Origin of the sequence: Ancylobacter dichloromethanicus (assembly GCF_018390645.1) — a bacterium.
Lineage (GTDB): Bacteria > Pseudomonadota > Alphaproteobacteria > Rhizobiales > Xanthobacteraceae > Ancylobacter > Ancylobacter dichloromethanicus.
On sequence record NZ_JAHBGC010000020.1, the window covers coordinates 161,418 to 187,212 of the forward strand.

Annotated in this window: 27 protein-coding genes; 16 read left to right on the top strand and 11 right to left on the bottom strand. The window is 68.9% G+C overall.

The genetic code is table 11. The annotated features are described in order from the left end of the window. Positions 1-3: 3 nt before the first annotated feature. A complete protein-coding gene (gene prmB, locus KHC23_RS09480) occupies positions 4-945 on the bottom strand; it encodes a 50S ribosomal protein L3 N(5)-glutamine methyltransferase (protein ID WP_213371835.1) in 942 nt (313 codons plus the stop codon). Between the two features lie 263 nt (positions 946-1,208). Here prmB and KHC23_RS09485 point away from each other — a divergent pair, with 263 nt between their 5' ends. Continuing rightward, positions 1,209-1,523, top strand: coding sequence for a hypothetical protein (locus KHC23_RS09485; protein ID WP_246544491.1), 315 nt, complete (start codon positions 1,209-1,211; stop codon positions 1,521-1,523). 64 nt (positions 1,524-1,587) lie between these two features. On the opposite strand, the gene KHC23_RS09490 is transcribed toward KHC23_RS09485, so the two are convergent. Genes KHC23_RS09490 through KHC23_RS09505 form a run of 4 tightly spaced genes read right to left on the bottom strand, consistent with a single transcriptional unit; the run spans position 1,588 to position 4,983 of the window. Then, on the bottom strand, positions 1,588-2,415 hold the full coding sequence (locus KHC23_RS09490; RefSeq protein WP_213371837.1) for an SGNH/GDSL hydrolase family protein: 828 nt from the start codon (positions 2,413-2,415) through the stop codon (positions 1,588-1,590). A 1-nt stretch (position 2,416) separates the two neighbouring features. Then, complete coding sequence (locus tag KHC23_RS09495) at positions 2,417-3,214, bottom strand: SGNH/GDSL hydrolase family protein (RefSeq protein ID WP_271188606.1); 798 nt, start codon at positions 3,212-3,214, stop codon at positions 2,417-2,419. Positions 3,215-3,225: 11 nt separating this feature from the next. Then, positions 3,226-4,416, bottom strand: a complete 1,191-nt coding sequence (locus KHC23_RS09500) for an OpgC family protein (protein WP_213371839.1) — start codon at positions 4,414-4,416, stop codon at positions 3,226-3,228. 9 nt (positions 4,417-4,425) lie between these two features. Next, the gene (locus KHC23_RS09505) at positions 4,426-4,983 is read right to left on the bottom strand and encodes an HdeD family acid-resistance protein (RefSeq protein ID WP_213373181.1); all 558 of its coding nucleotides are present in this window, start codon (positions 4,981-4,983) and stop codon (positions 4,426-4,428) included. A 185-nt stretch (positions 4,984-5,168) separates the two neighbouring features. Here KHC23_RS09505 and KHC23_RS09510 point away from each other — a divergent pair, with 185 nt between their 5' ends. Further along, the gene (locus tag KHC23_RS09510) at positions 5,169-5,789 is read left to right on the top strand and encodes an MOSC domain-containing protein (protein ID WP_213371841.1); all 621 of its coding nucleotides are present in this window, start codon (positions 5,169-5,171) and stop codon (positions 5,787-5,789) included. A 78-nt stretch (positions 5,790-5,867) separates the two neighbouring features. On the opposite strand, the gene KHC23_RS09515 is transcribed toward KHC23_RS09510, so the two are convergent. Together KHC23_RS09515 and tsaA are read right to left on the bottom strand one after the other, a co-directional pair. Further along, positions 5,868-6,998, bottom strand: a complete 1,131-nt coding sequence (locus tag KHC23_RS09515; protein ID WP_213371843.1) for a L,D-transpeptidase — start codon at positions 6,996-6,998, stop codon at positions 5,868-5,870. A gap of 160 nt (positions 6,999-7,158) precedes the next feature. Further along, positions 7,159-7,701 carry a tRNA (N6-threonylcarbamoyladenosine(37)-N6)-methyltransferase TrmO gene (tsaA, locus tag KHC23_RS09520; RefSeq protein WP_213371845.1) on the bottom strand — a complete coding sequence of 181 codons (543 nt, stop codon included), beginning with the start codon at positions 7,699-7,701 and terminating at the stop codon, positions 7,159-7,161. Between the two features lie 74 nt (positions 7,702-7,775). Between tsaA and KHC23_RS09525 the strand changes: the two genes are divergently transcribed. The 6 genes from KHC23_RS09525 (at position 7,776) to KHC23_RS09550 (ending at position 15,090) form a co-directional block, all read left to right on the top strand. Then, positions 7,776-8,774 carry an ArsR/SmtB family transcription factor gene (locus KHC23_RS09525; RefSeq protein ID WP_213371847.1) on the top strand — a complete coding sequence of 333 codons (999 nt, stop codon included), beginning with the start codon at positions 7,776-7,778 and terminating at the stop codon, positions 8,772-8,774. Next, positions 8,774-9,706: a methylenetetrahydrofolate reductase [NAD(P)H] gene (metF, locus tag KHC23_RS09530; RefSeq protein WP_213371849.1), complete on the top strand. Its 933-nt coding sequence runs from the start codon at positions 8,774-8,776 to the stop codon at positions 9,704-9,706. Before KHC23_RS09525 ends, metF begins: the two co-directional genes overlap by 1 nt. Before the next feature lie 51 nt (positions 9,707-9,757). Beyond that, complete coding sequence (locus tag KHC23_RS09535) at positions 9,758-9,988, top strand: hypothetical protein (RefSeq protein WP_213371851.1); 231 nt, start codon at positions 9,758-9,760, stop codon at positions 9,986-9,988. Positions 9,989-10,151: 163 nt separating this feature from the next. Continuing rightward, positions 10,152-10,529, top strand: a complete 378-nt coding sequence (locus KHC23_RS09540; protein ID WP_213371853.1) for an endonuclease domain-containing protein — start codon at positions 10,152-10,154, stop codon at positions 10,527-10,529. A gap of 11 nt (positions 10,530-10,540) precedes the next feature. After that, positions 10,541-14,275, top strand: a complete 3,735-nt coding sequence (gene metH / locus KHC23_RS09545; RefSeq protein WP_213371855.1) for a methionine synthase — start codon at positions 10,541-10,543, stop codon at positions 14,273-14,275. A 5-nt stretch (positions 14,276-14,280) separates the two neighbouring features. Next, a complete protein-coding gene (locus KHC23_RS09550; RefSeq protein ID WP_213371857.1) occupies positions 14,281-15,090 on the top strand; it encodes an LssY C-terminal domain-containing protein in 810 nt (269 codons plus the stop codon). A gap of 86 nt (positions 15,091-15,176) precedes the next feature. Here KHC23_RS09550 and KHC23_RS09555 read toward each other — a convergent pair whose 3' ends face one another. Further along, positions 15,177-15,947 carry an outer membrane protein gene (locus tag KHC23_RS09555; protein WP_213371859.1) on the bottom strand — a complete coding sequence of 257 codons (771 nt, stop codon included), beginning with the start codon at positions 15,945-15,947 and terminating at the stop codon, positions 15,177-15,179. A 115-nt stretch (positions 15,948-16,062) separates the two neighbouring features. Further along, positions 16,063-17,331, bottom strand: coding sequence for an amidase family protein (locus tag KHC23_RS09560; RefSeq protein WP_213371861.1), 1,269 nt, complete (start codon positions 17,329-17,331; stop codon positions 16,063-16,065). Positions 17,332-17,536: 205 nt separating this feature from the next. Here KHC23_RS09560 and KHC23_RS09565 point away from each other — a divergent pair, with 205 nt between their 5' ends. The 7 genes from KHC23_RS09565 (at position 17,537) to KHC23_RS09595 (ending at position 22,228) form a co-directional block, all read left to right on the top strand. Further along, positions 17,537-17,779 carry a hypothetical protein gene (locus KHC23_RS09565; protein WP_213371863.1) on the top strand — a complete coding sequence of 81 codons (243 nt, stop codon included), beginning with the start codon at positions 17,537-17,539 and terminating at the stop codon, positions 17,777-17,779. Further along, entirely contained in the window at positions 17,776-17,964 is a 189-nt protein-coding gene (locus KHC23_RS09570; RefSeq protein ID WP_213371865.1) for a hypothetical protein, read from the top strand. The genes KHC23_RS09565 and KHC23_RS09570 overlap by 4 nt, the downstream gene beginning before the upstream one ends. A 174-nt stretch (positions 17,965-18,138) precedes the next feature. Beyond that, positions 18,139-18,987 carry a pyridoxal kinase PdxY gene (gene pdxY, locus KHC23_RS09575; RefSeq protein WP_213371867.1) on the top strand — a complete coding sequence of 283 codons (849 nt, stop codon included), beginning with the start codon at positions 18,139-18,141 and terminating at the stop codon, positions 18,985-18,987. A 5-nt stretch (positions 18,988-18,992) separates the two neighbouring features. Then, on the top strand, positions 18,993-19,889 hold the full coding sequence (locus KHC23_RS09580) for a PhzF family phenazine biosynthesis protein (protein WP_213371869.1): 897 nt from the start codon (positions 18,993-18,995) through the stop codon (positions 19,887-19,889). An 18-nt stretch (positions 19,890-19,907) separates the two neighbouring features. After that, on the top strand, positions 19,908-20,651 hold the full coding sequence (locus KHC23_RS09585; protein ID WP_213371871.1) for an NUDIX hydrolase: 744 nt from the start codon (positions 19,908-19,910) through the stop codon (positions 20,649-20,651). Between the two features lie 64 nt (positions 20,652-20,715). After that, entirely contained in the window at positions 20,716-20,925 is a 210-nt protein-coding gene (locus KHC23_RS24765) for a hypothetical protein (protein ID WP_309299168.1), read from the top strand. Between the two features lie 13 nt (positions 20,926-20,938). Next, positions 20,939-22,228 carry an amidohydrolase family protein gene (locus KHC23_RS09595; RefSeq protein WP_213371873.1) on the top strand — a complete coding sequence of 430 codons (1,290 nt, stop codon included), beginning with the start codon at positions 20,939-20,941 and terminating at the stop codon, positions 22,226-22,228. Here KHC23_RS09595 and KHC23_RS09600 read toward each other — a convergent pair. Both KHC23_RS09600 and KHC23_RS09605 read right to left on the bottom strand, forming a co-directional pair. Next, positions 22,225-23,061: an MBL fold metallo-hydrolase gene (locus tag KHC23_RS09600; protein WP_213371875.1), complete on the bottom strand. Its 837-nt coding sequence runs from the start codon at positions 23,059-23,061 to the stop codon at positions 22,225-22,227. The two genes, KHC23_RS09595 and KHC23_RS09600, sit on opposite strands and share 4 nt — an antisense overlap. A 177-nt stretch (positions 23,062-23,238) precedes the next feature. Beyond that, on the bottom strand, positions 23,239-23,874 hold the full coding sequence (locus KHC23_RS09605; protein WP_213371877.1) for an MBL fold metallo-hydrolase: 636 nt from the start codon (positions 23,872-23,874) through the stop codon (positions 23,239-23,241). Between the two features lie 101 nt (positions 23,875-23,975). Between KHC23_RS09605 and lepA the strand changes: the two genes are divergently transcribed. Further along, complete coding sequence (lepA, locus tag KHC23_RS09610) at positions 23,976-25,781, top strand: translation elongation factor 4 (RefSeq protein ID WP_213371884.1); 1,806 nt, start codon at positions 23,976-23,978, stop codon at positions 25,779-25,781. The last annotated feature ends 14 nt before the right edge of the window (positions 25,782-25,795 follow it).

Consider the following 25,795-nt stretch of genomic DNA (forward strand, 5'->3'; position numbering starts at 1 on the left):
GCCTCAGCGCGGCATGCGGTTGATGACGCGCAGGTCGGTGGTGACCGCGAGATCGACGGCGGAGAGCCAGAACACCTCGCCCTCGCTGTCCTCGGTGTCGAGCCAGAGGAAGGGAAGGTTGGGGTATTCGGCCTCCAGTATCGCCTTGCCGGTGCCGATCTCGCAGATCATGCCGCCGCCGGACGACAGATGGTCGGGGGCGGCGGCGAGGATGCGGCGCACGATATCCAGCCCGTCCGGCCCGCCATCGAAGGCAAGGCTCGGCTCGTGGCGGTATTCCGCCGGCAGCGCCGCCATCGCCTCTGCGTCGACATAGGGCGGGTTGGTGATGATGAGGTCGTAGACCTCGCCGCCGAGCGGGGCGAACAGGTCGCCCTCGATGAGCCGCACCCGCTCGCCCAGCCCGTGCTCGGCCACGTTCTCGGCGGCCAGGGCGAGGGCGTCGGGCGAGAGGTCGACACCGTCCACCCGCGCATTGGGGAAGGTCATGGCGGCGAGGATGGCGAGACAGCCCGAGCCGGTGCACAGGTCGAGCACCCGGCCCACCGTCTCCGGCTGCGGCACCAGCGAGAAGTCGCCGCCGGTGAACAGTTCGCCGGCCATCAACTCGCCGATGAAGGAGCGCGGCACGATGGCGCGCGGGTCGGAGCGGAACGGCACGCCGCCAATATAGGTCCTGCCGAGCAGGTAGGCCGCCGGCTGGCGGGTGGTGCAGCGCCGCTCGATGAGGTCGGCGAGGCGGGCGCGTTCCTCCCCCGTCAGCCGGGCGTCGAGCCAGGGCGAGAGGTCGTCCACCGGCAGGTGCAGCGCTTCCAGCACCATGAACGCTGCCTCGTCCAGCGCCTCGCCGGTGCCATGGCCGAAGGCCAGCCGGGCCGCGGTGAAGCGGCTCACCGCGTAGCGCACGAAATCCCTGACCGTGCGCAGATCGTCCGCTGCCGTCATTGCATGTCTCCCGGTTTGGCGCCCACCGTCAGCACGGCGGGGCGGCGAATGCAAGCCGGGGGCATGTCCGCCTGGGGATAGCCGCCCGGGATAGCCTTGCGCGGCGACGTCGGGCCGCGCCGGCACGCGCGGGCTTGTCATCGCCGCGTGACAAGCCTGCCCCAGCGCCAGCGAACACGCGGGCTTGTCATCGCCGCGTGACAAGCCTGCCCCAGCGCCAGCGAATGCGCGGGCTTGTCATCGCCGCGTGACGGGACGATAGGATGAAGCCCACTCACGCATGGGGAATCCGCATGGCCGAGGTGCCGGACGACGAAATCACGCTGGTCATCGACCGTTCGGTCGCTGTCGTGCTGTTCGAGTTCCTCTCGCGCACGGTGGATGATGCCGATGGCGAGGCGCTGGTCGACTTCATCGAGGACGAGGCGGAGATTCCCGCCTTGTGGGCGCTGCTGGCAGGGCTGGAAAGCGTGCTGACCGAGCCGATGGCGGAAGATTACGAGCGCCGCGTGGTGGCGGCCCGCGACGCGGTGATGAAGCGCTTCGGCGGGGCGTTTTCCGGCAAAGGCGACGATTAGAGCCGGCAACGATTAGAGCCGGTGACGACTGGAACCGGTGACGACTGGGGCGGTTGACTGCGCCTCAGGGCGTCGCGCCGGCCGGCGCCGCCTTGGGGGCACCGGTCGTGTTCGAGCGCACATCGGCGGAACGCTGCTGCGATTCGATGTTGGCGACGACGGCGCGGCCGAGGTCGCGGGCGAAGCAGTCATAGCCCCAGTCGTTCATGTGGAACCTGTCCTTCCAGAGGAAGGAGTCGAAGCCCATCGACGCCTTTTCATGCCAGTCGCGCATCAGCGCGAAGCGATGATAGACCGCCACGCCTTCCTCGGCGGCCACGCTGGCGATGAGGTTCACCATCGGCCCGCTATCGGCGTCGGCCAGCACGCGCGGCGCGTATTGCGGGTCGACCAGCACCAGATCGGCGCCGATCGCCTTCACCCGCGCGATCGCCTGGTGCAGCAGGCCGGCGGCGGAGGCGAGGCCGCCGTCGCGGAACAGCGCGTTCACCCCGGACTGCCAGATCACCAGCGTCGGCGTGTAGGCGGCGACGTCGGTGTCGAACCGCGCCAGCATCTCGGGCGCGTCCTGCCCGTTGATGCCGCGATTGACCACCGTGATGTCGGCGCCGGGAAAGCGCGCGCGCAGCAGGGCCTGCAGCCGGCTGGGATAAGAGGCGCCCGGCGCGCTGGCGCCGGCCCCGGCGGTGGACGAGGAACCGATGGCGACGATCACCACCTTCTCGCCGGCGCGCAGCCGGGCGGCGGTGCGGGCGAGCGGCGCGTTCAGCCGGGCCGGCGTCTTCGAGGAGGGGCAGCCGGCCGGGATCACCGTCTGGCCGAGAGCCGGCGGTGCGGCGGCGGCGAGGAGGATGGCGGACAAGGCGAGCGGGGCGAGAAGGCGCAGAGGCATGTCAGCGGGAACCGAGCGTTCGCAGGTCGACGCCGTCGACGATCATGCCGACCAGCAGGCGGCCGATGCAGCTATGCACATCGTCGAACAGCGAGGGCGAGGGGCGGGCGGTGTCGAAGTCGAAAATGCCCTCGTCGGCCCAGAAGCGCATGATGGCGTAGCGGTCGAACAACGGCACCCCGCCCAGCCGCGCCGCCCAGCGCAGGGCGTTGTTATAGGCGGCGGCGTCGAAGGCGAAGGCGGTGCGCGGGCTGTATTGCGGGCTGACCAGGATGACGTCGGCGCCGGCCCGGTGGGCGTAGCCGATGCCGGTGTCGACGGCGTCGGAAAAGGCCGAGGTGTCGGCGCCGAGGATGGCGTCATAGGTGCCGGTCTGCCAGATCATCAGCGCCGGGCGGGTTTCCTCCAGCACGGCCGGCAGCGCGCCGAGGATCGTCTCGGCGGTCGCGCGCGGCTCGTGGCGGGTGGTCACCACGATGCCGCCTTCGGGGTAGCGGGCGCGCAGCGTCTCCTCGATATAGCTCGGGAAACTGCGCCGGCCCGCCGTCGGCGGCTTCCCGGGGATGGCGGGGCCGGATTTGGAGCTCCCGGCGCGCTTGGGCAGGGTGGCGCTGTTCACCACCAGAATGGTGGTGGGCTCCTTGCGCTCCAGCGAGCGGGCGAGGCGGGGCAGGGCGAAGCCGGCCCTGGTGAGGACGGAGGGCGCCGCGCACACCTTTCCCGTCTCGGCACCGGCACGGGAGGCGCCGCCCAAGGCAATGAGACTTGCGAACAGAACACCCCAGATCCAGCGTTTCACGTTGAACCGCGCTAACCAGCCCTCTTGCGCGCGGCCCTGTCGCGCTCGGCGCGAGCATACCACGACAGCAAGGCCGAGAGACCTACCATGAAGGCGATACCGGCCACGCTCAGCGTCAATTGCATGAAAACCGTGCCGGAGACCTCGTTGAGCACGAAATGTGCGGCAAAAGAAAGGAAGACGCCGAAGCAGAACACCTCAAGCGAGTGCTGGCCGCATATTATCATCGGCTTCAGCAGCCGCCAGTACAGGAAGGGCGAGTGCACCGGTATCAACCTTACCACCACCACGGCCAGCGCGAGGAAATGGGCGAAGCGCAGCACCGACAGGTCGGTCTTGCTGATCGGGTAGATGATGTTGCCGATCGCCTCCGGCACGAAACCCTCCATCGGCGGCCAGTACCAGCTCGTCACCACGGCGAGCGACAGGACGAGATAGAGTACCGATAGGGCGAGGATGATCCGCGAGTGCACCAGCCCCGCCAGCCGGTCGCTGCCGCCCAGCCCGCACCAGCCGCCGAACACGAACATGAACTGCCAGCCGAAGGGATTGAAGAACCACGTCCGGTCGTCGGGATAGCCGGTGAGGTTGAAGCCCCACACCTGCACCGCCAGCCACAGCAGGAAGGAGGCGGCAAGCGTCGCGTCGGCCCACCGCTTCAGCGCCCACAGGATCGGCGGAAAGGTCGCCAGCAGCACGATGTAGAGCGGCAGCACGTCCATATTGGCGGGGCGGAACTTGAGCAGCAGCGCCTGCACCAGCGCCACGTCGGGCTCGGCGAGAAACTGCAGCGCGCCCATCTCCTCGGCGTAGAGCGGGTTCTCGAAGCTGCCGACGACATAGGAAATCTCGGCGAGATAGATCACGAACAGGAAGATGAAGGCGACATAGAGCTGCCAGGCGCGGCGCAGGATGCGCGCCGAGGTCACCATCACCCCGCTGCTGTCGAGCTGGCGGCCATACACCATGGCGGCGGTGTAGCCGGAGATGAAGACGAAGATCTCGGTGGCGTCGGAAAAACCGAAATTGCGGTTGGTGATCCAGTTCGCCACGTTGTTGGGCACATGGTTCAGGAAGATGAACCACAGCGCCAGCCCGCGGAACAGGTCGAGCCGCAGGTCGCGGCCGGAGGGGGCGGGCGGGGCCGGTCTTTCGACCGGCTCCGCGGAACTGTCCGCCGTCGCGGCACCTGTCGCTGCCACCGGCGCAGGCTATTTCTTCAGGCCGAAGCCGAGGAACAGCACGGCGATGCCGTTGAACACGAGGTCGATGCCGAGCAGCAGGCCGAGCACCCACAGGCCGCTCACCGGCCAGCCGGCGATGATCTCGATGCCGAGCAGGATGGCGATGACGGCGGAAAAGGCGATCCAGCCCCAGCCATCGGCCGGGCGCAGCTTGAAGGCCGCGACCAGACGGAACGCGCCGCCGACGATGAGCGATACGCCGAGGAACAGGGTCAGGAATTCCGCCGCGACCATCGGCACGAAGATGCAGACGAGCCCGGCGGCGAGGAACAGCAGCCCGTCGAGCAGCCAGAAGAGGAAGGACCCCCAGGTCTTGACCTGGAAGGCATGGATGACCTGGGCGCCGCCGGCAACGGCCATCATCACGCCGATATAGAGCACGGACACCACCGTGCTGAGCACGAGATTGCCCAGCGCGATCGCGCCGGCGATGACCATCAGCAGGCCGAGGGCGACGAACCACCCCCATTTGGCGCGCAGTTCGGTCAGATGGCCTGCGACCATGCCGCCTGGCGATGGCGTCATGGAATCCGTTTGCAAAGACATGCGGTCGATCCTCATCCTTGCTCGCCACGCCGGCAGCGCGGTAACGACGTTCCGGCTCCGGAGTTCCAGCGACTCGTCCTGAACGAGCGCGCTATCCTATAGGCAGGGCCGCCAGAGCTGTAGTCATGGAATAAACGGATATCGAACCGGTCGGGAGAGCGCCGATGAACGCCGCTGACGAGGGCCCCGCGCGCGACCTGTTCGGCGCCCCGGCGGCCATCCCCGCCCGGCGCCTCGGTGCGCGGCTGGCGCGCACGCTGATCGCCGACGGGCCGGGCTTCGCCACCCGCGAAGTCGCGGAACTGGCGCTCACGCTGGAAGGCATTGCCGGCGACCGCCATGCCGGTTTCGCCCGTGCCGCGGATTCGCGCGTGCCGTGGTACCCGCGTGGTACGCCGATCCGCAATGCGCGGCAGGTGTCCCTCGTCGCGCCGGACGAACTCGCCGAGATCGCCCGCCGCCTCGGGCTGGCGGAACTGCGGCCGGAATGGATCGGCGCCAATCTGCTGATCGAGGGTGTGCCGCGCCTCACCGGCCTGCCGCCGGGCACGCGGCTGCATTTCCCCGGCGGGGCGGCGCTGGTGGTGGAGGGGGAGAACGCGCCCTGCCGCCATGCCGGCGCGGCGATCGCGGCGCAGACCGGGCAGGGCGGCGCCGAACTCGGCTTTGCCCAACGGGCCAAGGGCCTGCGCGGGCTGGTCGCCTGGGTCGAGCGGGCCGGCACGCTTGCCACGGGCGCGGCGCTGGAGGTGCGGGTGCCGGAACAGCGGATCTGGACCCCCTGAACGCGCGCCGGCCGGATCAGGTGGCGATCCGGCCGGCGTGAATGTTCAAGAGCGGGCGCGGCGGCGGGCGCCATCGGTTCAGCGGACGGCGAAACCGGTCTCGGCCACCGGCATGGCCGCTGTCGGCGCCACCGAGCCGGTGGTGGCCGGTGCGCCATTGGACGCGGTGGCGGCGGGCGCATTGCCGGGCAGCACCACGACCTTGGTGCCGACCTTCACCCGCTCGTACAGGTTCTCGACATCCTCGTTGAGCATGCGGATGCAGCCCGACGACATGAACTGGCCGATGGTGGAGGGCTGGTTGGTGCCGTGGATGCGGTAGATGGTGCCGCCGAGATACATGGTGCGGGCGCCGAGCGGGTTGCCCGGGCCGCCGGCCATGAAGCGCGGCAGATAGGGCTGGCGCTCGATCATTTCCGCCGGCGGGCGCCAATCGGCCCATTCCGCCTTGCGGCTGATCTTCTCGGTACCGGACCAGGTGAAGCCCTCGCGGCCGACGCCGATGCCGTAGCGCTCGGCCTTGCCGCCGGGCAGCACGTAATAAAGGTAGGTGTTGGGGGTGTCGATGACGAGGGTGCCGGGGGCTTCCTTGGTCGCATAGTCGACGATCTGGCGCTTCAGGTTCGCCGGCAGCTCCTTGGGCGGGCCTTCCTCCGGCTGGTCCTCCGGCGGCAGCATGGCGACGCTGGAGCCATTGGCGCCGGCGGAATTGGCGCCGTTTGCCGGCTGGCCATAGGGCGCGGGCTGGCCATAGGCCGGCTGCGCGGCGGCTCTGTCGCCATAGGGCGAGGCCATGCCGGCCGGCGGCTGGCCGGAATAGGCGCCCGGCGGGTAGCCGGTGGGCTGGTGCGAGGGGTCGGCATAGGGCGCGTTGGCCACCGACGCGGCGCCAGGCTGCTGCGCGGTGACGCCGGGCGCCGGCTGCGCATAGGGATCGTGCACGCCGGGCGGGGTCGTGCCGTAGGCGGCCTGCGGCTGGCCGTAGCTCGGCGCCGGCGCGCCGCCGGACGGGGCGCCATAGGGATCGTAGGCGGCGGGAACTTCGACATTCTCGACCGCGCGGCTGCCGGTGGCGGCATCATAGGCCGACCCGTCGAGCGCGGCAGGGTCCTGCTGTTCGGCAGGATAGTACTGGGCTCCGGCGGTGCCGACCGATGCCAGTACCGAGAAGGCGACAGCGGGAACGAAACCGAGGCGAACGACCATCATCAAGCCTTAATCGAATCTGTCGGCGCGGAAATGCGCGAATGTTTTCTGCCAAGGGGAATGACGCAGGATCAAGGCAGGTTCAAGACCATAACCCGTCACGAAATGGAGCGTTCCCGCGTGGCAGGCGCGCGGCGCGGGGCCGATGTTTTCGCGCCACACCTCACCCAACGGCAGGTGAATCGTCGGTCTCGCGGCGGTCGCGGTGCCAGCCGACCACCGCCTCGGGGTGGCAGTCGGTGGAGGCGAAATAGGGCTTGATGTCGAGCAGGGGCGTGCCGTCGAGGCAATCGGGCCCGATCACCGACAGGCGCCCGTCCGCGATGCCCAGCAGCCGCACCGCGCTGAGCGCGATGGGGTTGGGCCGCGCCGGGCTGCGCAGCGCGAAGGTGCCGCGCCCCCGGCCGTAGCGGCGCGGCACCTGCACCACCAGATTGCGCGGCGCCTTGTCCATGAAATAGAGCAGCCAGAGATGGGTGGTGCCCTCCAGCCCCTGCAGCGCCGGCCGGTAGGGCGGGTCGATCTCGACGGTGCAGACCGCCCGCGCTTCATGCGCGTTCTTCGGGCATTCGGACCGGTGCGTCCAGGGGGTGCGGATGCGGCCGATGAAGTGCAGCCCGGCGTCCGGGATCGCCGGCAGTTCCACGGTGACCTCGCCGGGGCGCACGCCGAAATCGCCGGGGCCGTTCACGTTATCGTCGGTCATGCGGATCGCCGGCCCTCTTGCGTCGCGTCGAAATAAGACATAAACATATCTTTATATCTTTCTTGGAGGTCTCGTTGTCCGGTTCCCCGCTCGGTTTCGCGTTGCTGCTCGACGGCCTCAAGGCGGCCGGCGAGGACACGCGGCTGCGCCTGCTGGCGCTGATCGGCGAGGGCGAACTGACCGTGTCCGAGCTTACCGAGATTCTGGGCCAGTCGCAGCCGCGAATCTCGCGCCATCTCAAGCTGCTGGCCGAGGCCGGGCTGGTCGAGCGGTTCCGCGAGGCGAGCTGGGTGTTCTACCGCCGCGCGGTCGACACCCCCGGCGCCGCGCTGACCGACGCGCTGCTGGAGCTGATGGCGCCGGAGGACGACACGCTGCTGCGCGACCGCGAGCGGCTGGAGGCGGTGCGCGCCGCCCGCGCCGCCCATGCGCAGGCCTATTTCCGCGCCCATGCCCATGAATGGGACGCCATCCGCGCCCTGCACGCGCCCGAGGCGCAGGTGGAGGCGGCGATCCGGCAGGCGCTGGCGGGCGGGCGCATTGGCAGCCTGCTCGATCTCGGCACCGGCACCGGGCGCATTCTGGAGCTGTTCGCCGACGAGATGGAGCGCGGCGTCGGAATCGACCTCTCGGCCGAGATGCTGGCGGTGGCCCGCGCCAATCTCGACCGTGCCGGGGTGCGCAACGCCACGGTGCGGCAGGGCGACATCTACAATCTGGCGCTGCCGCGCGATTCCTTCGACGTGGTGATCGTCCACCAGGTGCTGCATTTCCTTGAGGACGCGCCGCGCGCGATCAAGGAGGCGGCGCGGGTGCTGCGCCCCGGCGGGCGGATGCTGGTGGTCGATTTCGACCCGCACGACCTCGAATTCCTGCGCGAGCAGCACGCCCACCGCCGGCTCGGCTTCGCGCCCGAAATCATGGAGAGCTGGCTCAGCCAGGCCGGTCTCGCCCCGCAATCCCATCGCCTGCTCGCCCCGAAAGGGGAGGGCCGGCTCACCGTTTCGCTCTGGCTCGCCCGCGACCCCCGCGTCGCGCTGGCGCAGGCCCCACAAAAGCAGGAGGTCGCCTGATGTCGTCGGATGTCGAGCGCCGCAGCCGCCGCGCCGGCGGGCGGCCGATTTCGGTTTCGTTCGAGTTCTTCCCGCCGAAGACGCCGGAAATGGAGGCCACGCTGTGGAACTCCATCACCCGTCTGGCGCCGCTGGCGCCGAAATTCGTCTCCGTCACCTATGGCGCCGGCGGCTCCACGCGCGAGCGCACCCACACCACGGTCGAGCGCATCGTCAAGGAAACCCGGCTGGCGCCGGCCGCCCACCTCACCTGCGTCTCCGCGACGAAAGGCGAGGTCGACGAGGTGGTGCGCGGCTATTGGGACGCCGGGGTCCGCCATATCGTCGCCCTGCGCGGCGACCCGCCGGGAGGCGTCGGCCAGGCCTATGAGCCGCATGGCGAGGGCTACCGCACCACGGCCGATCTGGTCGCCGGCATCCGCCGCAGCGCCAATTTCGAGGTGTCGGTCTCGGCCTATCCCGAGAAGCATCCGGAGAGCCCGAGCTTCGACACCGATCTCGACATCCTCGCCGCCAAGGTCGATGCCGGGGCGACGCGGGCGATCACCCAGTGCTTCTTCGACAACGACCTGTACTTCGCCTTTCTCGACAAGGCGCGGGCGCGCGGCATCGACGTGCCGATCGTGCCGGGCATTTTGCCGGTCTCGAACTTCAAGCAGGCCAAGAACTTCTCGACCAAGACCGGCACCTTCATGCCGGACTGGCTGGCGGCGCGCTTCGAGGGTCTCGACAACGACCCCGAGACCCGCAAGCTGATCGCCGCCGCCGTGGCGGCCGAGCAGGTGTTCGATCTGGTGGATCGCGGCGTCACCGAGTTCCACTTCTACACGCTCAACCGCGCCGACCTCGTCTACGCCGTCTGCCACCTGCTGGGCATCCGCCCGCCGCAGGAGGCGGGAGCGGGCGACGGCAAGGGACAGGCGGCGGCATGAGAAATTCGCAGTGGGATGCCATATAGTGGGGGCATTCCACGGAGACGGTCGATGAGCGAGCCGGACAACTTCATCCTGCAGCCGCTGCGCGAGATCCGCGCGGAGATGAACGCGGGCTTCGAGAGCAACACTCGTCGCTTCGATACGGTCGAAGCAAAGATCGAAAGCCTGAAGCAGGCCATGCACGGCGAACCCGTGCTCGGCCGTTACGCCTCCGCCGAATTCGAAGACCGGATCGAGGCCATCGAGAAGCGTCTCGACAAGCTCGAAAAGGGTCACTGACCTGTAACGCGACGGCGGGACGGCGTCGGGCCAGACGCTTCGCGCCCTTGCCCCTCACCCCAACCCTCTCCCCGAAGGGGAGAGGGAGTAGAAGGGGGGTCGGGATCTGGCTTAACCTCTCCCCGTGGGGGAGAGGTCGGCGCGCAGCGCCGGGTGAGGGGCCATGAACTGCCGGATTGATCGAGCCCGTCGTCTCAGGCGCGATCAGACCGATGTGGAGAAGAAGCTGTGGTCCCATCTCAGAGACCGGCAGCTTGACGGTTGGAAATTTCGGCGCCAAGTGCCGATCGATCGATATGTCGTCGATTTTCTCTGTGTCGACGCGAGGCTGGTCGTTGAACTCGACGGCGGACAGCACGCCGCCGAGCGAGACATGCAAAGAACGCGGTTGATCGAAGCCTGTGGCTATCTGGTCATCCGCTTCTGGAATAACGACGTGCTGACGAACATTGACGGGGTTCTCCTGCGCATCTTTGAAACGCTGCGCACGGTCACCCCTCACCCCAACCCTCTCCCCGACGGGGAGAGGGGACAAGAATGACGGTGAGTGCCATGACCTTAGCCGCCTCCGATACCCTCTCCGCCCTGCATCAGGCCGCTCGCGAGCGCATTCTCGTGCTCGACGGCGCCATGGGCACGATGATCCAGCAGCTCAAGCTGGACGAGGCCGGCTATCGCGGCGCGCGGTTCCATGACTGGCCGCAGGACGTCAAGGGCAATAACGACCTGCTCAACCTCACGCTGCCGGACGCGGTGCGCGACATCCACCTCGCCTATTTCCTGGCCGGGGCGGACATCGTCGAGACCAACACCTTCTCCGGCACCACCATCGCCATGGCCGATTACGGCATGGAGAGCCTGGTGCACGAGATCAATTTCGAGGGCGCCCGCCTCGCCAAGGAGGCGGCGAAGCTTGCCGAGGCCAAGGACGGTCGCCGCCGTTTTGTGGCCGGCGCCATCGGCCCGACCAACCGCACCGCCTCGATCTCGCCGGATGTGAACGACCCCGGCTTCCGCGCCACCTCGTTCGACGAGCTGGCCACCGCCTATGGCGCGCAGGCGGCGGCGCTGCTCGACGGCGGGGCGGACCTGCTGCTGATCGAGACCATCTTCGACACGCTGAACGCCAAGGCGGCGATCTTCGCCATCGAGCGGCTGTTCGAAGAGCGCGGCATCCGCGTGCCGGTGATGATCTCGGGCACCATCACCGACCTGTCCGGCCGCACCCTGTCGGGCCAGACGCCGGCGGCGTTCTGGAACTCGCTGCGCCACGCCCGGCCGTTCTCCATCGGGCTCAACTGCGCGCTCGGCGCCAAGGAGATGCGCGCCCATATCGACGAGTTGTCGCGCCTCGCCGATACCTTCGTCTGCGCCTATCCCAATGCCGGCCTGCCCAACGAGTTCGGCCTCTATGACGAGAGCCCGGCGGCGATGGCGAAGCTGGTCGGCGAGTTCGCCGCCTCGGGGCTGGTGAACATCGTCGGCGGCTGCTGCGGCACCACGCCGGACCATATCCGGGCGCTGGCCGAGGCGGTGGCGCCGCACGCGCCGCGCGTCATCCCCGAGATCGAGCCGATGCTGCGGCTGTCGGGGCTGGAGCCGTTCGAGCTCACCCCGATCATCCCCTTCGTCAATGTCGGCGAGCGCACCAACGTCACCGGCTCGGCCCGCTTCCGCAAGCTCATCACCAATGGCGACTACGCGGCGGCGCTCGCCGTGGCGCGCGACCAGGTGGAGAACGGCGCGCAGGTCATCGACATCAACATGGACGAGGGCCTGCTCGATTCCGAGAAGGCGATGGTGACCTTCCTCAATTTGCTCGCCGCCGAGCCGGACATCGCCCGCGTGCCGGTGATGGTCGACTCATCGAAGTGGAGCGTCATCGAGGCCGGGCTGAAGTGCATCCAGGGCAAGGGCATCGTCAATTCGATCTCCATGAAGGAGGGCGAAGACGCCTTCCGCCACCATGCGCGGCTGGTGCGCGCCTATGGCGCCGCCGTGGTGGTGATGGCCTTCGACGAGAAGGGCCAGGCCGACACCTATGAGCGCAAGGTGGAGATCTGCTCCCGGGCCTACCGCATCCTCGTCGACGAGGTCGGTTTTCCCCCGGAGGACATCATCTTCGATCCCAACATCTTCGCGGTGGCGACCGGCATCGAGGAACATGCGGGCTATGGCGTCGCCTTCATCGAGGCGACCCGCGCCATCCGCCAGCAACTGCCGCACGCCCATATCTCGGGCGGCGTGTCGAACCTGTCCTTCTCGTTCCGCGGCAACGAGCAGGTGCGCGAGGCGATGCACGCGGTGTTCCTGTATCACGCCATCTCGGCGGGCATGGACATGGGCATCGTCAATGCCGGCCAGCTCGCGCCCTATAGCGAGATCGAGCCGGAACTGCGCGAGGCCTGCGAGGACGTGGTGCTCAACCGCCGCGACGACGCCACCGAGCGCCTGCTGGCGCTGGCCGAGCGCTTCAAGGGCGGCGGCCGCGAGAAGAAGGAGGCCGACCTCACCTGGCGCACCTGGCCGGTGGAGAAGCGCATCGCCCATGCGCTGATCAACGGCATCACCGAGTTCGTCGAGACCGACACGGAAGAGGCGCGCCAGTCGGTCGCCCGGCCGCTGCACGTCATCGAGGGGCCGCTGATGGCCGGCATGAACGTGGTCGGCGACCTGTTCGGCGCCGGCAAGATGTTCCTGCCGCAGGTGGTGAAGTCCGCCCGGGTGATGAAGCAGGCGGTGGCCTATCTCATGCCCTTCATGGAGCAGGAGAAGCTCGACAGCGGCTCGACCGAGGATTCCTCGGCCGGCAAGGTGCTGATGGCGACGGTGAAGGGCGACGTGCACGACATCGGCAAGAACATCGTCGGCGTCGTGCTCCAGTGCAACAATTACGAGGTGATCGACCTCGGCGTGATGGTGCCGGCGGCGAAGATCCTCGAGGTCGCCAGGGCCGAGAAGGTCGATATCATCGGCCTCTCCGGCCTCATCACCCCCTCGCTCGACGAGATGGTGCATGTCGCCGCCGAGATGGAGCGCGAAGGCTTCAACGTGCCGCTGCTGATCGGCGGGGCGACGACCTCGCGCGTCCACACGGCGGTGAAGATCGCCCCGCAATATGTACGCGGGCAGGCGGTCTACGTCACCGATGCCAGCCGCGCGGTGGGCGTGGTCTCCAACCTGCTGAACGACAACACCAACGCCGATTATGTCGCCAGCCTGCGCGCCGAATACGCCAAGGTCGCCGACGCCCATGCCAAGTCCGACCGCAACAAGGTGCGGGTGAAGCTGGCGGATGCCCGCGCCAACGGGCTGGCGCTGGACTTCAGCACCTACGACGCGCCGGTGCCGACCTTCCTCGGCACCAGGGTGTTCCAGGAATACGATCTCGGCGAGCTGGTGCCCTATATCGACTGGACGCCGTTCTTCCAGTCCTGGGAACTGACCGGCCAGTATCCGCGCATTCTCGACGACGAGAAGGTGGGTCCGGCGGCCCGCGCGCTCTATGACGACGCCCGCAAGATGCTGGAGACCATCGTCGCCGAGAAGTGGCTCACCGCCCGCGCCGTGGTCGGCTTCTGGCCGGCCGGCGCGGTGGGCGACGACATCGTGCTGTTCGCCGACGACAGCCGCGCCAGCGAGCTCGCCACGCTGCACACGCTGCGCCAGCAGATGGCCAAGCGCGAGGGGCGCACCAATCTGGCGCTGGCCGATTTCATCGCCCCGACCTCGTCCGGCGTGCCCGATTACATCGGCGGCTTCTGCGTCTCGACCGGCTTTGGCGAGCCGGAGCGGGCGGAGGCCTTCAAGGCCGCGCACGACGACTATTCCGCGATTCTTCTCAAGGCCTTGGCGGACCGTCTTGCCGAAGCGTTCGCCGAGCGCATGCACGAGCGGGTGCGCAAGGAATTCTGGGCTTATGCGCCGGATGAAGAACTTAAGAATGAGAATCTGATTCAGGAAGCCTATCGCGGCATCCGCCCGGCGCCGGGCTATCCGGCGCAGCCGGACCACACGGAAAAGGCGATTCTTTTCAGGCTGCTCGACGCCACCGCTCAGATCGGAGTCGAGTTGACGGAGAGCTTCGCCATGTGGCCGGGAGCGGCGGTGTCGGGGCTGTATTTCGCCCATCCCGAGGCGTCCTATTTCGGCGTCGGCCGCATAGAGCGCGACCAGGTCGAGGACTATGCCGCGCGCAAGGGCATGAGCGTGGCGGAGGCCGAGCGCTGGCTCGCCCCGGTGCTCAACTACAACCCGCTCGGTGCCGCCTCGCTGGCGGCCGAGTAGCGGCGATGAGCGCGCTCGACGGCGACACGCGACGGGTGCTGCTCTGGGCGCTGTTGGCGTTTCTGGTCTGGGCAGCGGCGGCCTATGTGATGCTGCCCCGGCTGTGGCGGCATCACGAGCACCAGCCCGGCATCAAGCACATGCCGATGGTGACGCAGACGAAGCAGGGCATTCCCGGCGACCCGATCAATGTCGGGCTGGTCGGCAGCCAGGACGACGTCCTCCAGGCGATGAACGCCGCCGGCTGGATGCCGGCCGACCCGGTCACGCTGAAATCCAGCCTCGCCATCGTCGGCTCGGTGCTGCTGCGCCGGCCCGACCCGCAGGCGCCGGTGAGCCCGCTCTATTATGAGGGCCGCGTCGAGGACCTCGCCTTCGAGAAGGAGGTCGGCCGCAGCGCCGACAGGCGCGATCATGTGCGGTTCTGGAAGGTGCTCGACATGGGCAAGGATGGCGGGCCGGTGTGGCTGGGCTCGGCCACCTATGACCGTGGCGTCGGCCTCAGCCACTATACCGGCGCCGTGACCCATCACATCGGGCCCGATGTCGACCAGGTGCGCGGCCTGCTGGTCGATGACCTCAAGGGCGCCGGCATGGTGCGCACGATCTATCAGGTGACCGGCCTCGGCCCGACCCTGTTCGGCCGCAATGGCGGCGGCGACCGCTACTACACCGATGGCGAGGTCTGGTTCGCCAAGCTGACCAGCGACGGCGCCAGGAACCCGAACCCGCCGACGATCATCGCGCCGCCGCCGGCGGTGGGGATGAAGGACGCGGTGTGGAGCGCGGCCGCCTCGCTGCTCGGGGTGGACTGAGGCGGCGGCGCCGGGCTGGCGTCGAACGCAAAAGCCCCGGGCGCGGGCGCCCGGGGCTTTCCTCGAAATCGCAGAGGCCGCGGCGATCAGAACTTGTAGTTCACGCCGGCCTTGAGGGTCTGCATGGTCATGTCGATCTTGGTGTTGGCGGCGCCATCCCAGTTGATGTCGCCGAGATCGGCATAGAGATACTCGGCCTTGACGGTCCAGTTGTCGGTCACGGCGTATTCGACGCCGCCGCCGATCGTCCAGCCCCACAGCGTCTCGCTGCGCGAGGCGGTGCCGGACAGGCCGGGAATGTAGGCGCCGTCGACATAGGAGGTCCAGTTCTCGTCGACCTTCACATTGGCCCAGGCGAGACCGCCGGTGAAATAGGGCAGGAAGCGGTCCATGGCGTAGCCGACGCGGCCGCGCACGGTGCCGAAGGCTTCGATCTTGGAGGTGATCGAGCCGAAATCCTGGAAGGTGGGGTCGCCGCCATCGGCGGCGGTGTAGCTCAGCTTGTCTTCCAGCGCGCCGAAGTTGAAGTCGGCTTCAATGCCGAGAACGACGTTGTTCTCGAGCTGGTAATTGTAGCCGATCTGCACGCCGCCGGACCAGCCGGACGGGTCGGAGCCACCGCTCAATGCCGCCGAATCCCAGCCGCCATAGTAATAGGCGAGGTAGTTGCCCCAGGGGGCCGAACCGTCGCCCCAGCCATAGCCGACATTGCCGCCGAGATAGACGCCGGTCCAGGTGAAGACCGGTACATAGGCGATGGGAGCCGCCTTGACCGGGTAAGCCATATCGGCCGCGAAGGCGGGAACGGCAAGCGCCGCGCCGGCAAGGCCGCCGAGAAGAAGAGATTTGATACGCATGGGTACGCCCCCCGAGGAAATTGAGAGGCCCCCACATTAACGCCCTGTGCTTAACAAACCCTCACGCCGGGGCAACCGCCATGCGAATTGTCGCCCCGCCACAGGCGGTTGCCGGTCAGGCGGCGGTGATCGCCCGCTCCAGGAACCGCCCGACCTGCATCAGTTCCCGGTCGCGCCCGAAGCGGCCGAGAAGCTGGACGCCGATCGGCAGGCCGGTGGCGCCGGTGAGGCCGGTGACGTTGAGGCACGGGCCGCCGGTCAGCGTCCACAGCCGGTTGAAGGCCGGCGAGCCGGTCGTGGCGAAGCCTTCCGGCGCCTCGCCGGCGACCGAGAAGGTCAGCAGCGCATCATATTCGGCGAACAGGTCGGCGAGCGCGTGGCGGGCGCGGCGGGCGGTGCGCCGCGCGGCGTCGTACCGCTCGGGGGTGATGGCGGCGGCGCCCTCGAGATAGGTCGCCAGCGTCGGGGAGAGCGCGTCGCGGTGGCGGTCCCACTCGTCGGCGAAGGCCAGGCTGGCCTCATAGCCCTGCACCGCGACCGTCGCCTCGTCGGCGGCCTCGATCGCGTCGGGCAGATCCAGCGCGGTGACGCGGGCCCCGGCCTTGCCGGCGGCGGCCGCCGCCGCGTCGAGCGCGGCATGGGCGTCGGCGGCGGCGAGATGGGCGCGCGCGGTCTTCACCACGGCGATGCGCGGGGCGGGGTGGTCCTCGTCGAGCGAGAAGTCGCGGCCGGTCAGCGCGCCGGCGGCGAAGGCGACGTCCGCGACATGGGCGCCGAACAGGCCGATCGTGTCGAGCGACCAGGCGAACGGCTTCAGCCCCAGCACCGGCAGCAGCTTGAAGGAGGGCTTGTAGCCGGTCACGCCGCAGAACGAGGCGGGGCGGATGATCGACCCGCCGGTCTGGGTGCCCAGCGTGATCGGCAGCATGCCGGCGGCCACCGCCGCGGCGGAGCCGGCGGAGGAGCCGCCCGGCGAGTGGGTGAGCCGGCGCGGGTTGCGGGTCACGCTCGGCTGCATGAAGGCGAATTCGGTGGTCACCAGCTTGCCGGCGATGAGCCCGCCGGCGCGCGCCGCCATGCGCACGATGGCGGCGTCGGTGGTCGGCCGGTGGCCGGCAAAGAGCTTTGAGCCACGCTCGGTCGGGAAGTCGACCGTATCGAGAATGTCCTTCACGCCGACCGGCAGGCCGGCCAGCGGCGTCGCGGCCAGCTCCGGCGCGCCGGCGGCCGCGACCAGCGCCGGCAGATCGAGGCTGGCAAAGGCCCGCACCTCGTCCTCCCGGGCGCGGATCGCCTCGGCGCAGCGTTCGGCGACATCGACCGGGGAGAGGCGTCCGGCATGGACGGCCTGGGCGAGGGCGGCGGCGGAGAGCATCTCTGTCATGGGTTCAAGCCTCTCGCATGCGCCACGGCGGCGGGCAAGAGCCCGACGTCGTCGGCGACAGGCTTTTGCGCCCCGCCGGCGGTCGGTGGCCCCGCGAACGACCCCGCGAACCGTGCGCAACCGACAAGGGGCGGGGCATCGGAAAGAATCTGGCATGCCGTATGCAGCAAATTCGGCCCGTCGATGTTTTGAGGGATTTGCGCCGATGCCGATCGTTCTCAACTGTTCCGCCGACCTCGCCCGCAGGCTGATGACGTCGCCGCGTCCCAGCTACTGGGGCAATCTCCACGCCATTCTCGTCAAGGCGCACGACCCCTCCGCCGGGGTCTATCACTGGCCGCGCGTGGCCGAGACCGACGAGATGAAGGGCATGGGAGCGCAGCCGACCGCGAGCCCGAACCCGGGCAGCCTCGATCCCGGCAGCCGGAAGATGGGAGACGGGCAATGAGCCATCTCGTCCTTACCATCTGCCTGCTCGCCAATCCGGGCGCCTGCCGCGAGGAGCGCGTCGCGACGGAGGCCCGCGCGGCGCTGCCGCTGGAATGCACCGCCGCCATGACCGAATGGGCCACCCGGCACCCAGCCTGGAGGGTGGTGAAATGGCGCTGCGGGCTGGTCGAGCGCGACATCTGAGGCGGCGAACCGGCGAAGGCTTTCGGTCGCTGTCCGCCCGTGGGCACGGGCACACGGCCGGGCGGGTGTCGACCCATCGCTTGCGCTTATGCGACCCGTGCGCAATTTTCGTTTGAGCGCTTGCGTTTAGGGCGCTAAGCGCGGATCGTCTGCAAACGGTCGGGGCGCGCACGCATGAATATTCTGTCGATCCAGTCCTGGGTTGCCTATGGGCATGTGGGCAATGCGTCCGCCATGTTCCCCATGCAGCGCCTCGGGCACGAGGTGTGGGGCCTCCACACCGTCCAGTTCTCCAACCACACCGGCTACGGCGCGTGGCGCGGCGAGGTGTTCGGCGCCGAGCTGATCCGCGAACTGGTCGGCGGGCTGGAGGACCGCAACGTGCTGCCGCGCTGCGACGGCGTGCTGTCGGGCTATATGGGCACGGCCGAGATCGGCGACGCCATCCTCGACACGGTGGGGCGGGTGAAGGCGGCCAATGCCGAGGCGCATTACTGCTGCGACCCCGTCATCGGCGATGTCGGGCGCGGCGTGTTCGTGCGGCCGGGCATTCCCGAGTTCATGCGCGACCGTGCCGTGCCGGCGGCCGACCTGATCACGCCGAACCAGTTCGAGCTGGACTATCTCTCCGGCCGCTCCTCCACGACGCTCGGCGAGGCGGCGGCGGCCTGCGACGCGGTGCACGCCAGCGGCCCGCGCGTCATCATGGTCACCAGCCTGCACACCGAGGACACGCCGGCGGATGCCATCGACCTGATGGCGTCCGGGCCGGACGGACGGTTCCGGGTGCGCACGCCCAAGCTCGACATATCGGCGAACGGCGCCGGCGACGCCATCGCGGCGCTGTTCTTCGTGCACTGGAAGGCGACGCACTCCACCGCCGAGGCGCTCGCCAAGGCCGCTTCCTCGGCCTATGGGCTGCTCGCCCGCACGGCGGCGGCCGGCTCGCGCGAGATCCTGACCGTCGCCGCCCAGGATGAATTCGTCACCCCCTCCCGTCTCTTCACGCCGGAGAAGATCTGACCGCCATGGCCCGCCGCTTCGTTGTGCTCGACGTCTTCACCGACCGGACGCTGTCCGGCAATCCGCTGGCCGTCGTGCTCGACACCGAGGGGCTCGACGGCAACCACATGCAGGCCATCACCCGCGAGTTCAACCTGTCGGAGACGGTGTTCGTGGTGAAGCCGCAGGAGGCGGAGAACCGCGCGCGGCTGCGCATCTTCACCCCCAACCACGAACTGCCCTTCGCCGGGCACCCCACCGTGGGGGCGGCGGTGCTGCTGGCGCTGCGCGACGGGGTGACCACCTCGGCCGATTTCGTGCTGGAGGAGAATGTCGGCCCGGTGGCCTGCCATGTGGCGGTGCGGGGCGAGCATTCCGGCAGCGCCACCTTCACCGTGCCACGCGTCCCCGAGATCGTCGACGCCGCGCCGATGAGCCGGGAAGACTGCGCCCAGGCGCTCGGCCTCGACACGTCGGATATCGGCTTCGACGGCTATGGGCCGGCGGTCGCCTCGGCCGGCGTGCCCTTCGTCTGCGTGCCGCTGGCCTCGCGCTCGGCGCTGGCGCGCATCAGCCCCAGCGCGGCGCGGCTGATCTCGACCTTCGGCGGCGGCGCCGATTCGGTCTATGTGTTCTGCCGCGACGAGGATGGCGAGGGCGATTTCCGCGCCCGCATGTTTGCCGCCAATATGGGCATTGACGAGGATCCGGCGACCGGCTCGGCGGCCGCCTCGCTGGCGGCGGTGCTGCACGCCGGCGAGCAGCCGGGCGAGGGCTTCCATGCCTTCGACATCCTGCAGGGGGTGGAGATGGGGCGGCCCAGCCTGGTGCGGCTCGGGCTCCAGGTCGAGGGCGGCGCGCTCACCGCCGTCACCATCGGCGGCGGCGCGGTCATCGTCTCGGAAGGCGTGCTGCATGTGTGAGCGGCAGGCGGGCGGGTGATGCCCGCGCCGGCGGACGAGCTGCGGCTTACCGCGCTCGACCGGGTGGAGGCGCGCCTGGCGCCCGCCCCCGCAACATTCTCCGACGCCGAGCGGGCGGCGATCGACGCCCATTTCGCCGCGCGGCAGGCGGCCAATCCGGCGCTGTGGAACGGGCGCGTGCTGCTGCTCGCCGGCCACCGTTTCGAAGGGCGGACCCTCACCGCTCGTTATGCCGAGAGCGACTATGCCTCGCTGCTCTGGCTGCTGGCGCGCGACGGCGCCCATCCGCGACTGCGCGCCTCCTTCGCCATGGGCGCGCTGCGCGGGGCCGATGGCGGCTTCGTCATGATCCGCATGGCCGGCTGGACCGCCAATGCCGGGCGCGTCTATTTCGCCGCCGGCACCCCCGATCTCACCGATGTCACCACCGAGGGGCAGGTCGACCTCGAAGGCAGCGTGCTGCGCGAGATCGAGGAGGAGACCGGCCTCGTGGCCGCCGACCTCACGCTGGCGTCCGGCTGGACCGCGATCCATGACCGGCGCCGGGTGGCGCTGCTGCGCCAGATCCGCGCGCGGGAGGACGCGGCGGCGCTTGCCGCGCGCATCCGCCGCTTCGCCGCCGGCGAGGCCCGTCCGGAGATCGACGAGGTGCTGGTGGTGCGCGGCCCGCAGGACCTCCACGCGGCGATGCCGCCAACGGTGCGGCTCTTTCTCGCCCATGCGTGGCAACAGGGCTGGGGACCGGCCACCCGGGGGCCGTGACGTCCCGACCAGACCGCTCGAAAATGCCGCGGGCTCGCTCGGTCCGGGCGAAGGCGGCGCCCGGATGGGGAGGCCGTCGATCGGGCCGATCCTCGCCCGGCAGACCGGCCTCACCCTGCTGGCCTTCGCCCGCGTCGGGCGGCTCGCCTTCGTGCCCGGCCGGCCCTTCCTCGGGCTGCCCTATATTTTCTCGATTGCCGCGCTAGTGCTGGCAGCCCGCCGCGCGGACGATCCGCGCGCGCTGATGAAGCCCTGCTTCGAGGGCCAAAGGTGAGACTGGAGCCGCGATGAGTGTCGACCTGCTGGTGAAGAATGCGCGCCTGCCCGACGGGCGGACGGGAATCGACATCGCCTGCGAAGGCGGCCGCATCCTTGGCGTCGAGCCGGGCATCGACATGGAGGCCGGGCGCGTCATCGAGGCCGACGGCAAGCTGGTGGCGCCGCCCTTTGTCGACGCGCATTTCCACATGGACGCGACGCTCTCGCTCGGCCTGCCGCGGCTGAACGAATCCGGCACGCTGCTGGAGGGCATCGCGCTGTGGGGCGAGCTGAAGCCGACGCTGACCCATGAGGCGGTGATCGAGCGGGCGCTCGCCTATTGCGACCTCGCGGTGAGCCAGGGGCTGCTCGCCATCCGCTCCCATGTCGACATCTGCGACGACCGGCTGCTGGCGGTCGAGGCGCTGCTCGACGTGCGCGAGAAGGTGAAGGACTATATCGACCTGCAGCTCGTCGCCTTCCCGCAGGACGGCTATTACCGCTCCCCCAACGCGCAAGCGAACCTCATCCGCGCGCTCGACATGGGCGTCGACGTGGTCGGCGGTATCCCGCATTTCGAGCGTAGCATGGCCGACGGGGCGGCTTCGCTCAAAGCCCTGTGCGAGATCGCCGCCGCCCGCGGCCTGCGCGTCGACATCCATTGCGACGAGAGCGACGACCCGCTCTCGCGCCATATCGAGACGCTGGCCTATGAGACCCGGCGGCTCGGCCTCAACGGCCGGGTGGCGGGCTCGCACCTCACCTCCATGCATTCGATGGACAATTACTACGTCTCCAAGCTGATCCCGCTGATCGCGGAAGCGGGCGTGCACGCCATCGCCAACCCGCTGATCAACATCACCCTGCAGGGTCGGCACGACACCTACCCCAAGCGGCGCGGCATGACCCGGGTGCCGGAACTGCGCGCGGCCGGGGTCAATGTCGCCTTCGGCCATGACTGCGTGATGGACCCCTGGTACCCGCTCGGCTCCGGCGACATGCTGGAGGTGGCTCATATGGCGCTGCATGTCGGCCAGATGACCGCGCGCGAGGCGATGGGCTGGTGCCTCGAGGCGATCACCACCAATCCGGCGGATATCATGGGGCTCGACGGCTATGGCCTGGCGCCGGGCTGCAACGCCGATTTCGTCGTGTTGCAGGCGGCCGATCCGGTCGAGGCGATAAGGCTCAAGGCCACCCGGCTGTTCGTGGTGCGGCGCGGGCGGGTGATCGCCGAGGGCGCCCCGCGCGTCTCGGTGCTGGACCTGCCGGGCCGGCCGGGTCTGGTCGACCCCTCCGCCTACGCGCCGGTGGCCTAGCCGCCCGGCGGCAGCACGATCACTGTCGGTTTCCTCGGCAGGGTCTCGCGCGAGAGCACCAGTTCCGGGCTCTCGCGCCGCTCGATGGCGTAGTCGCGGCCGGCGAAGCGGGTGAGGAAGTTCTCCAGCGTGCTCTCGTTGAAATAGTGCATCGGGATCACGACCGGCGCCTCCAGCGATTTCAGCACCTCGATCATGCCGTCAATGTCCAGCGTGTAGCTGCCATCCACCGGCGCCAGCACCACGTCGAGCCGGCCCAGCGCGCCGATGTCGTCATGGGTCAGGGTGTGGTGCAGGTGGCCGAGATGGGCGATGCACAGGTCGGCGGCGCGAAACACGAAGATCGAGTTGCCGTTGCGGATGGTGTCGCCGCGCCAGTCGCGGATATTGGTCTGGAGGTTGCCGACCCAGAGGTCGTCGATGTCGAGGTCGTAATGCACCGGGTCGCGATCCTCGCGCCAGCCCTTGAGCACATGCTCGATGCCCGGATCGGGGTTCAGCGAGTAATGGGTCGAGTGCGCCCGGTTCATGGTGGCGACGCGCGGCACCATGGCGGGCCGGACATAGTCGTTATAGTCGGTGGCGACGGTGACGCCGCCGGCGGTTTCGATCAGGAAGGTCGAATGGCCGATATAGGTCAGCCCGACCTGGCGCGGCGCGACATAGGCGGCCGGGACCGTGCGGGGCGCGAGGCGCTGCAGGAACGGGTTGCCCGCCACCAGCTTCGGGCAGCGCTCGGCCTGGGCGAGGGCGGGCGTCGTGCCGGCCGATAGCGCGAGGCCGAAGAGGAGGGCGGACCAGAGGACGGCGATACGCGGCAGGGGGCACTGCATGGGCGAGGCTCCGGGCTGGCGTCCCGGCGATCATCGACGCTCCCTTGCGTCAGCGCGAGTAACAGTTTCGTGGCGAGAGGCGGTGTCGCCCGCGTCGACCCGGACGGCCTGCATGCCAATACCGCCATCATCCCCGGGCCGAGCCGGCCGCGACGGCCTTCCTGGCGGAAACCCCGTTCAGCGCAGGAACGGGTTGGTGCGCTTTTCCAGCGCGATGTTGGTGGCGTTGCCATGGCCCGGCAGCACGGTGAAGGCGTCGCCCAGCGGCAGGATCTTCTCCTTGATGCCCTTGATCAGCAGCGGGCCGTCGCCATAGGGAAAATCGGTGCGCCCCACCGAGCGCTGGAACAGCGTGTCGCCGACGATGGCGAGCCGGTTGTCGCGGTTGACCAGCACGATATGGCCCGGCGTGTGGCCGGGCACGTGCAGCACCTCGAAAGCGACGCCGCCAATGTCGACCGCGTCGCCCTCGTCGAGCCAGCGGGAGGGAGTGACGGCGCGGCCGGGAATGCCTGTGCGCTCGCCATCGGCCGGCAGGCTGTCGAGCAGGAACTTGTCGCCCCGGTGCGGGCCCTCGACCGGGATCTTCAGCGTTTCCGCCAGTTCGGCCGCGCCGGCGGCATGGTCGATATGACCGTGGGTGAGCACGATCTTCTCGGCCGTCACCTCCAGTTCCTCCAGCGCCGCGAGGATGCGCGGCAGGTCGCCGCCCGGGTCGATCACCGCCCCCCGCTTGGTGGTCTCGTCCCAGACGATCGAACAGTTCTGCTGGAACGGGGTGACGGGAACGATGGCGACCTTGAGTTCGGGCATGGGGGCTCCTTGGCGACAGGCCGCCGGAATGTGGTCGATCACATGCCGCCACGCAAGGCGGTGCCTTGTAGCGGTTCGGCGCCAATGCTATCCCGCCCGGCATGAGCACCGAGCCGATCGCCAACATCCGCAACTTCTCCATCGTCGCCCATATCGACCATGGGAAGTCGACTCTCGCCGACCGCCTGATCCAGAGCACGGGCGGGCTGACGGCGCGCGAGATGTCCGAGCAGGTGCTCGACAGCATGGATATCGAGCGCGAGCGCGGCATCACCATCAAGGCGCAGACGGTGCGGCTGGCCTACAAGGCGAAGGACGGCAAGGACTACGTCCTCAACCTCATCGACACGCCCGGCCATGTCGACTTCGCCTATGAGGTGAACCGTTCGCTCGCCGCCGTCGAGGGCTCGCTGCTGGTGGTGGACGCCTCGCAGGGCGTCGAGGCGCAGACATTGGCCAATGTCTATCAGGCCATCGACAATAATCACGAGATCGTGCCGGTCCTCAACAAGGTCGACCTGCCCGCCGCCGAGCCGGACAAGGTGAAGGCGCAGATCGAGGACGTGATCGGCCTCGACGCCTCCAACGCCATCCTCATCTCGGCCAAGACCGGCCTCGGCATTCCCGACGTGCTGGAGGCCATCGTCACCCGCCTGCCGCCTCCCCAGGGCGACCGTGCGGCGCCGCTGAAGGCGCTGCTGGTCGATAGCTGGTACGACGTCTATCTCGGCGTCGTCGTGCTGGTGCGCGTCGTCGACGGGGTGATGAAGAAGGGCCAGCGCATCAAGATGATGCAGACCGGCGCCGTCTACGAGGTCGACCGGGTCGGCGTGTTCACGCCCAAGCTCACCGTGATGGCGGAACTCGGCACCGGCGAGATCGGCTTCCTCACCGGCTCGATCAAGGAAGTGGCGGACACCCGCGTCGGCGACACCATCACCGAGGAGAAGCGCCCCACCGCCGAGGCGCTGCCCGGCTTCAAGCCGGCGCAGCCGGTGGTGTTCTGCGGCCTGTTCCCGGTCGATGCCGCCGATTTCGAGGACCTGCGCGCCGCCATGGGCAAGCTGCGGCTCAACGATGCCAGCTTCTCCTTCGAGATGGAGACCTCGGCCGCGCTCGGCTTCGGCTTCCGCTGCGGGTTCCTGGGCCTGCTGCATCTGGAGATCATCCAGGAGCGGCTGGAGCGCGAGTTCAACCTCGACCTGATCGCCACCGCGCCCTCGGTCATCTACGAGATCGAGATGAACGACGGCAGCGTGATCGACATGCACAACCCGGCCGACATGCCGGACGTGGTGAAGATCAAGGAAATCCGCGAGCCGTGGATCCGCGCCACCATCCTCACCCCGGACGATTATCTCGGCTCGGTGATCAAGCTGTGCCAGGACCGGCGCGGCAGCCAGATCGAGCTGACCTATGTCGGCTCGCGCGCCATGCTCACCTATGACCTGCCGCTCAACGAGGTGGTGTTCGACTTCTACGACCGGCTGAAGTCGATCTCGAAGGGCTACGCCTCGTTCGACTACCAGATCACCGATTACCGCGTCGGCGACCTGGTGAAGATGTCGATCCTGGTCAATGCCGAGCCGGTGGACGCGCTGTCCATGCTGGTGCACCGCACCCGCGCCGAATATCGCGGCCGGGCGATGTGCGAGAAGCTGAAGGACCTGATCCCGCAGCACCTGTTCCAGATCCCGATCCAGGCCTCGATCGGCGCCAAGATCATTGCCCGCGAAACCATCCGCGCGCTACGCAAGGACGTCACCGCCAAGTGCTATGGCGGCGACATCACCCGCAAGCGCAAGCTGCTGGAGAAGCAGAAGGAGGGCAAGAAGAAGATGCGCCAGTTCGGCCGCGTGGAAATCCCCCAGGAAGCCTTCATCGCCGCGCTCAAGGTCGACGACTGAGCCCCGCGCTACCC

Coding starts and splice junctions, on each gene's coding strand:
- metH (WP_213371855.1), top strand. CDS start 10,541: ATGACCTTAGCCGCCTCCGATACCCTCTCCGCCCTGCATCAGGCCGCT.
- KHC23_RS09600 (WP_213371875.1), bottom strand. CDS start 23,061: ATGCAGTGCCCCCTGCCGCGTATCGCCGTCCTCTGGTCCGCCCTCCTC.
- lepA (WP_213371884.1), top strand. CDS start 23,976: ATGAGCACCGAGCCGATCGCCAACATCCGCAACTTCTCCATCGTCGCC.
- tsaA (WP_213371845.1), bottom strand. CDS start 7,701: ATGACCGACGATAACGTGAACGGCCCCGGCGATTTCGGCGTGCGCCCC.
- KHC23_RS09490 (WP_213371837.1), bottom strand. CDS start 2,415: ATGCCTCTGCGCCTTCTCGCCCCGCTCGCCTTGTCCGCCATCCTCCTC.
- KHC23_RS24765 (WP_309299168.1), top strand. CDS start 20,716: ATGGGGAGGCCGTCGATCGGGCCGATCCTCGCCCGGCAGACCGGCCTC.
- KHC23_RS09515 (WP_213371843.1), bottom strand. CDS start 6,998: ATGATGGTCGTTCGCCTCGGTTTCGTTCCCGCTGTCGCCTTCTCGGTA.
- KHC23_RS09605 (WP_213371877.1), bottom strand. CDS start 23,874: ATGCCCGAACTCAAGGTCGCCATCGTTCCCGTCACCCCGTTCCAGCAG.
- KHC23_RS09555 (WP_213371859.1), bottom strand. CDS start 15,947: ATGCGTATCAAATCTCTTCTTCTCGGCGGCCTTGCCGGCGCGGCGCTT.
- KHC23_RS09580 (WP_213371869.1), top strand. CDS start 18,993: ATGGCCCGCCGCTTCGTTGTGCTCGACGTCTTCACCGACCGGACGCTG.
- prmB (WP_213371835.1), bottom strand. CDS start 945: ATGACGGCAGCGGACGATCTGCGCACGGTCAGGGATTTCGTGCGCTAC.
- metF (WP_213371849.1), top strand. CDS start 8,774: ATGTCGTCGGATGTCGAGCGCCGCAGCCGCCGCGCCGGCGGGCGGCCG.
- KHC23_RS09510 (WP_213371841.1), top strand. CDS start 5,169: ATGAACGCCGCTGACGAGGGCCCCGCGCGCGACCTGTTCGGCGCCCCG.
- KHC23_RS09560 (WP_213371861.1), bottom strand. CDS start 17,331: ATGACAGAGATGCTCTCCGCCGCCGCCCTCGCCCAGGCCGTCCATGCC.
- KHC23_RS09535 (WP_213371851.1), top strand. CDS start 9,758: ATGAGCGAGCCGGACAACTTCATCCTGCAGCCGCTGCGCGAGATCCGC.
- KHC23_RS09565 (WP_213371863.1), top strand. CDS start 17,537: ATGCCGATCGTTCTCAACTGTTCCGCCGACCTCGCCCGCAGGCTGATG.
- KHC23_RS09505 (WP_213373181.1), bottom strand. CDS start 4,983: ATGACGCCATCGCCAGGCGGCATGGTCGCAGGCCATCTGACCGAACTG.
- KHC23_RS09585 (WP_213371871.1), top strand. CDS start 19,908: ATGCCCGCGCCGGCGGACGAGCTGCGGCTTACCGCGCTCGACCGGGTG.
- KHC23_RS09595 (WP_213371873.1), top strand. CDS start 20,939: ATGAGTGTCGACCTGCTGGTGAAGAATGCGCGCCTGCCCGACGGGCGG.
- KHC23_RS09540 (WP_213371853.1), top strand. CDS start 10,152: ATGAACTGCCGGATTGATCGAGCCCGTCGTCTCAGGCGCGATCAGACC.
- KHC23_RS09570 (WP_213371865.1), top strand. CDS start 17,776: ATGAGCCATCTCGTCCTTACCATCTGCCTGCTCGCCAATCCGGGCGCC.
- pdxY (WP_213371867.1), top strand. CDS start 18,139: ATGAATATTCTGTCGATCCAGTCCTGGGTTGCCTATGGGCATGTGGGC.
- KHC23_RS09485 (WP_246544491.1), top strand. CDS start 1,209: ATGAAGCCCACTCACGCATGGGGAATCCGCATGGCCGAGGTGCCGGAC.
- KHC23_RS09550 (WP_213371857.1), top strand. CDS start 14,281: ATGAGCGCGCTCGACGGCGACACGCGACGGGTGCTGCTCTGGGCGCTG.